Source organism: Pantoea sp. GbtcB22 (genome assembly GCF_019091025.1).
GTDB classification, from domain to species: Bacteria; Pseudomonadota; Gammaproteobacteria; order Enterobacterales; family Enterobacteriaceae; genus Pantoea; species Pantoea leporis.
Window position 1 is genome coordinate 1 of the sequence record NZ_JAGXKB010000548.1, and the last position, 248, is coordinate 248.

The 248-nt window shown below is 61.7% G+C and carries 1 pseudogene; it reads left to right on the top strand.

Annotated features, from left to right (window positions below):
* Nucleotides 1-233: pseudogene (locus KVT28_RS25950) on the top strand (branched chain amino acid aminotransferase); the annotation flags it as partial.
* Between the last annotated feature and the right edge of the window lie 15 nt (nt 234-248).

The window sequence follows — 248 nt, forward strand, 5'->3', positions numbered from 1 at the left end:
CGTGCGGGGAAGTGATCCGCGTGAACAAACTGAAACGCGCTTATATCCGTCCGCTGGCCTTCGTGGGCGACGTGGGTCTGGGTGTGATCCCGCCAGATGGCTACACCACCGATGTAATCATCGCTGCCTTCCCTTGGGGTGCTTACCTGGGCGCTGCAGCGCTGGAAAACGGTATCGACGCCATGGTTTCTTCGGGGAGCCGCGTTGCCCCTCACACCTTCCCAACCGCCGCGTAACCGGGTGGTAAC